General features: G+C 65.0%; 2 protein-coding genes. Both read right to left on the bottom strand.

The features are described from left to right. Nucleotides 1–2,648, bottom strand: a 2,648-nt coding sequence (gene flgL, locus Q0176_RS06495; protein ID WP_299300431.1) for a flagellar hook-associated protein FlgL, incomplete at its 3' end; no start/stop codon positions are given. Nucleotides 2,649–2,819: 171 nt separating this feature from the next. Continuing rightward, the coding region (locus Q0176_RS06490) for a flagellar basal body rod C-terminal domain-containing protein (RefSeq protein ID WP_299300429.1) at nt 2,820–4,268 on the bottom strand (1,449 nt) is incomplete at its 5' end.

Below are 4,268 nucleotides of genomic sequence, written 5' to 3'. Positions count from 1 at the left end.
TCCTTGCCGTATTCGTCGACGGGGATGGCCACCTTCATAAGCTCTTCGCCCGCCTGTTCGTTGACCTGCCTTGCGATCTCGCGCATCACCTTGACCCGATCGACGAGGCCCGTGGCGGGGTCGGTCACGTCCCTGCGCGAGAGGCGAATGTCGTACTCTTTTCCGCAGGTCATCTGCACCCGCAGCCGAACGCCCAAATCATCGTCCAGGCAGGGGGCCGTCGGGAACCTGATGTTCTTGACCCCCATATCCGGGTCCGTCCGCACCGCGGTGGAGAGCCCCAGCTCCTCGGCGTAGCGCTGGCCGTTCATGTCCAGGAACAGGACGGGCGCGCCACCGGGGGCACGGATGACCAGGCGGTTCGTCGCCCTCTCCTCGTTGTGGCTGGTGCCGAGCCCCCTCTCGTGATCGTCCTCGCTGTAGACTCCGGGGGAACGGAAGACGTCCACCGTCACGTCGAGCCAGCCTGCGCCGGCGTTCTTCAGCCGGTCGGCCAGGTCGGCCAGGGTATACTCGCCCGGGTTCAGGGTGATGTCCGCGACGCGGGACCCGCTCATCACCCGCCAGTGCAGGGGCTTGCCCGGCGGGACGACCAGCTTTCGGCCCGGCGCGAACTCCACGCTCTTCATGCCCGTCTCCATGCCGAGGTAGTCGAACACGTCCATGTGGCTGTGATCGACGGGGCGGGTCTGTTCCCTGGACCCGACGATACCCGTCTCCACCCCCGTCTCCGGGTCCGACGAGAAGGCGTAGTCGAAGAGCGTCATCCCCATCCCCTCGCCCTTGAGGGTGAACGAGGGGTAATGCGGCTTCTCCGCCGCGGCGGACACGGAAAGCGGGTCCTCCGGCAGCTTGCCGATGCGCTTGGCCACGACCACCAGCTGATCCTTGTCCGCCGAGGTCCGGGCGTAGAGCCCCTCGATGGAGTTGAGCTTCTCCGCAATCTTCGTCAGGTCGTCGCCCTCGTTGGCGTAGACCTTGATCGGCTGTTTCCCGTCCAGCTGGACCGTCACCGAGCTGGTGGAGCTTTTCACCGGCCCGTCGTAGCCGAGGAGCTGACGGACGCCCCCGGCCGTTCCATGGTCCTTGACCGTGATCTGCCCCCGGGAGGACTGGAGCACCAGGCGTCCCGACACGACGGACGCAACCGGAAGGTCCCCCGCGTCCATCGGAACGGTCGCGTTGATCTCGTTCACCAGGTCGGTGATGGAGCGCTTGCCGGCAAAGGAGAAGTCGTAGGTCTGGCCGTTCAGCTCGAGAGATATCCCCTTGCCCAGCGTGTCGTCCCGCCAGCCCAGGGTGCTGGCCGTGCCCATCATCCCGTGATACTTCGTTTTCTCGCTGGCGCGGACGCTGCCGAAGAGCTGTTCGGCGGCCGTGCCGTCCACGCGGATAGCGTCCCCGTTCGACGAGGTCAGGACCAGCTTTCCGTTGTAGATACTTGCAGTGACGTTAGGGGGGAGGACCCCGGCCCCGTTGAGCTCGTTCACCAGGGCATCGAGGTCGGCCGGGTCCGCAGCAAAGGTGTGATTTTTCGTCGTCCCGCCCGCGGCGACCGTCAGGGTCTTGCCCGCAAGCCCCGGAAGTTTCACCTCCGTGCCTCCGTTCAGCATGGAGTGGTTCCAATCCGGAGTCTCAACGGTAACGCCCGGAGGCGTCCCCGTCGTCCCCGTTTTGGGGAAGGCGACGCCCGCAATGGACTGGGGCATGGGAAGGTAGTCCGTGTCGGGCCAGCCGGTGATGCCCACGGGCTCGCCCGTGTTGCTCTTCAGGACCATGCGCTGCATGTTGGTGTTGGGGTCCTTCTCCACCGACGCCGTCACCAGCATGTCCGCGCCCTGCTCCTTCAGTGCGCGGTTCACCAGCATGGCCAGGTCGTCCAGGGAGATGCCCGAGACCTCGTCGGGGTCCCGGAATTGGTTGTAGTCGGTGGGCTTGGTCCTGCCCGTCGCCACCTCGTCGATCCACTGCTCGGGGATGTACACGGACAGAGTGCGGTTCCCCACCGTGATCTGCACCTTCTCCTCGCGGCCCGTCCACTTCCAGTCCGCCGGAACCTCGTGGCTGCAGATGAAGTGGGACTTCTCGTTCTTGACCGCCACCTCGCTGCCCGCGAAGGAGACGTCGGCCAGCAGCCCCTCCTCGATCTCGTATCGGATGCGCTCGTCGGAGCCCTGATACTTGATGCGGCCGTCGGGACCAATGACGAAGGGCTTCGTCCCCGTGTCCGTCCCGCCGAACAGGTATTTGCCCGCCACCTTGGTGTTCAGCGCGTTGAGGATCGTCTTCTTGTTCTCCTCGATCTGCCTCGCGATATCGGCCACCTGTTCCCGCGGCAAGGTTCCGTTGCCCGCCTGGATAACCAGGTCCCGGATCGCCCTCGCAGCCTCCAGGACCTGGTTCAGCGCATCCTCCGAGTGTTTGAGCATCGCCACGGCGCTGTCGTGGGTCTCCCTGTAGATCTTGTTGTCCTTCAGCGCAGCTTCCAGGTTCAGGGAACGCGCGATTACCGCCGGGTTGTCGGACAACCGGGCATACTTGCGCATCGTCGACAGCTGGCGCTGCAGGTCCAGGACCCGCCTGGAGTTCTCGTGAAGCGAGCTGATCAGGGTTCCGTACATCATCGAAGTGGTGACGCGACTGTTCATCTCCGGCTACCTCCGCACGGCGGGAAAAGACGAAAACCCCCGCCGTTCATCCTCAAATTTGGAGAAGGGGGCTCCGCCCCCCGACGTTTCTACCCCTGTTTTTTCCTCCGGGCCAACGGGCGACGCAAGGCTGTAGGCTACGGCCACTGGGTCCAGGGACTTCGTCCCTGGTTAGCGGCCGACCAGGCCGAAGCCGTTGATGATCCGATCCAGCATCTCGTCCACGGTGGTCGCATACCGCGCCATGGCGCCGAACGCCTTGTTGAGCGCCATCATATCCAGCAGCTCTTCATCCATGTTGACGCCCATGACGGACTGACGCTGTTCGTCCAGCTGCGTCGCAACGTGCTGTTGGGCCTTAAGCATCAGCTCGGCGTGTCCCGCATCCGAGCCTATCTTCGCCAGAAACGCGTCGTAATACCCGCCCAGGGTCGTGCTGCCGTTCTCCAGCACCCTGGCGCTCTTCAGCCCCAGCATACGGGCGGCGTTATTGCCGTTCCCGGAGCCGCCGCTCTTTCCGAACATCGCCCTGCCCGAGGCGTCCAGTTTGCCCATCGCCGCCCCGATCAGGTCGTTGGCGGACCGAACCGCCTCGTTGACGTCCAGCCCCGAGGCGGCGTCCGATTTGAACCGCAGCGGCTTGAAGAACGCCACGCTGGTCGTCTCCTGATTCCCGCCGATGCCGTACCCGGAGTATTGATAGGCGTTGATATGCTTGACCAGCTCCCAGGCCAGACCGTCCAAGGTTGCCTTGAGTCCGGGGATGACGCCGTCGCGGGCCTCCTCCAGACCCTTGATGGAGCCGCCCCTGACGTGGTGCCGGACGGTGATGGCCGTGCTCCCCACGTCCTTGAGCTTGAACCACATTCCCTCGCTGACCGTGGAGAGCGTCCGGGCCGAGTAGTCGCTGTCGTTTCCGAGGGCGGGAACCCGCCGGGCCTTGTCGAACTTGTTGTCCGCCGAAAGGTAGCGCACGCCGTCGAAGGTGAACGATGCGTCCTCCGCCACAGTCGAAAAGGCCGAGACCTCGCGGTAGACGGGAGCGCCCGTCGCGGTCTTCCCCGTCTGCTCCAGCTTCAACAGCCCCAGCCGGCGAAGCGTCTGGAGGTTCCCATCCGCCCCGCCCAGCAGCGTGATGCGCTGAGCCTCGCCAGGGACGTCGGAGGCGAAGGTCAGGTACCAGGACTGGTCCGAATCCTGTTTCAGCGATGCATGCACCCACTGCTCCGGGGCCGTCACACCGAACTCCGCCTGATACTTCTCGTTGATCTTGTTGCGGATGACCTCGAGCGAATCCCCCTCCTCCACATCGATCGTGACCGTGGGGCTGGGGTTCTTCATGCCCATCCGGGCGGCCAGGTCCCCCTCGACGTCCGTGATGGAGACCAGCCAGTTCTCCTTGGACTCGACGGCAAGCTGCGTCGGCGTTCCCGCGGGGCCGGAGTGCACGGCAAAGGCGTTCTGCCCGCTCTGAGGCAGGGCGGCCTTGAGAAAACCCGCCAGGTCGCCCACGGTCAGCCTGTCGCCGGTCCCCTCCGCAGGGTACATGGCCGGCAGCGGCACATTGGAGGTCCCGCCGGCCGCCGTGGCAAAGACGTCGCTCGTCATCTTCCACTTCTT

This window comes from uncultured Fretibacterium sp. (genome assembly GCF_938040765.1).
Lineage (GTDB): Bacteria > Synergistota > Synergistia > Synergistales > Aminobacteriaceae > CAJPSE01.
This window is presented reverse-complemented; position numbering and strand designations above follow the sequence as displayed.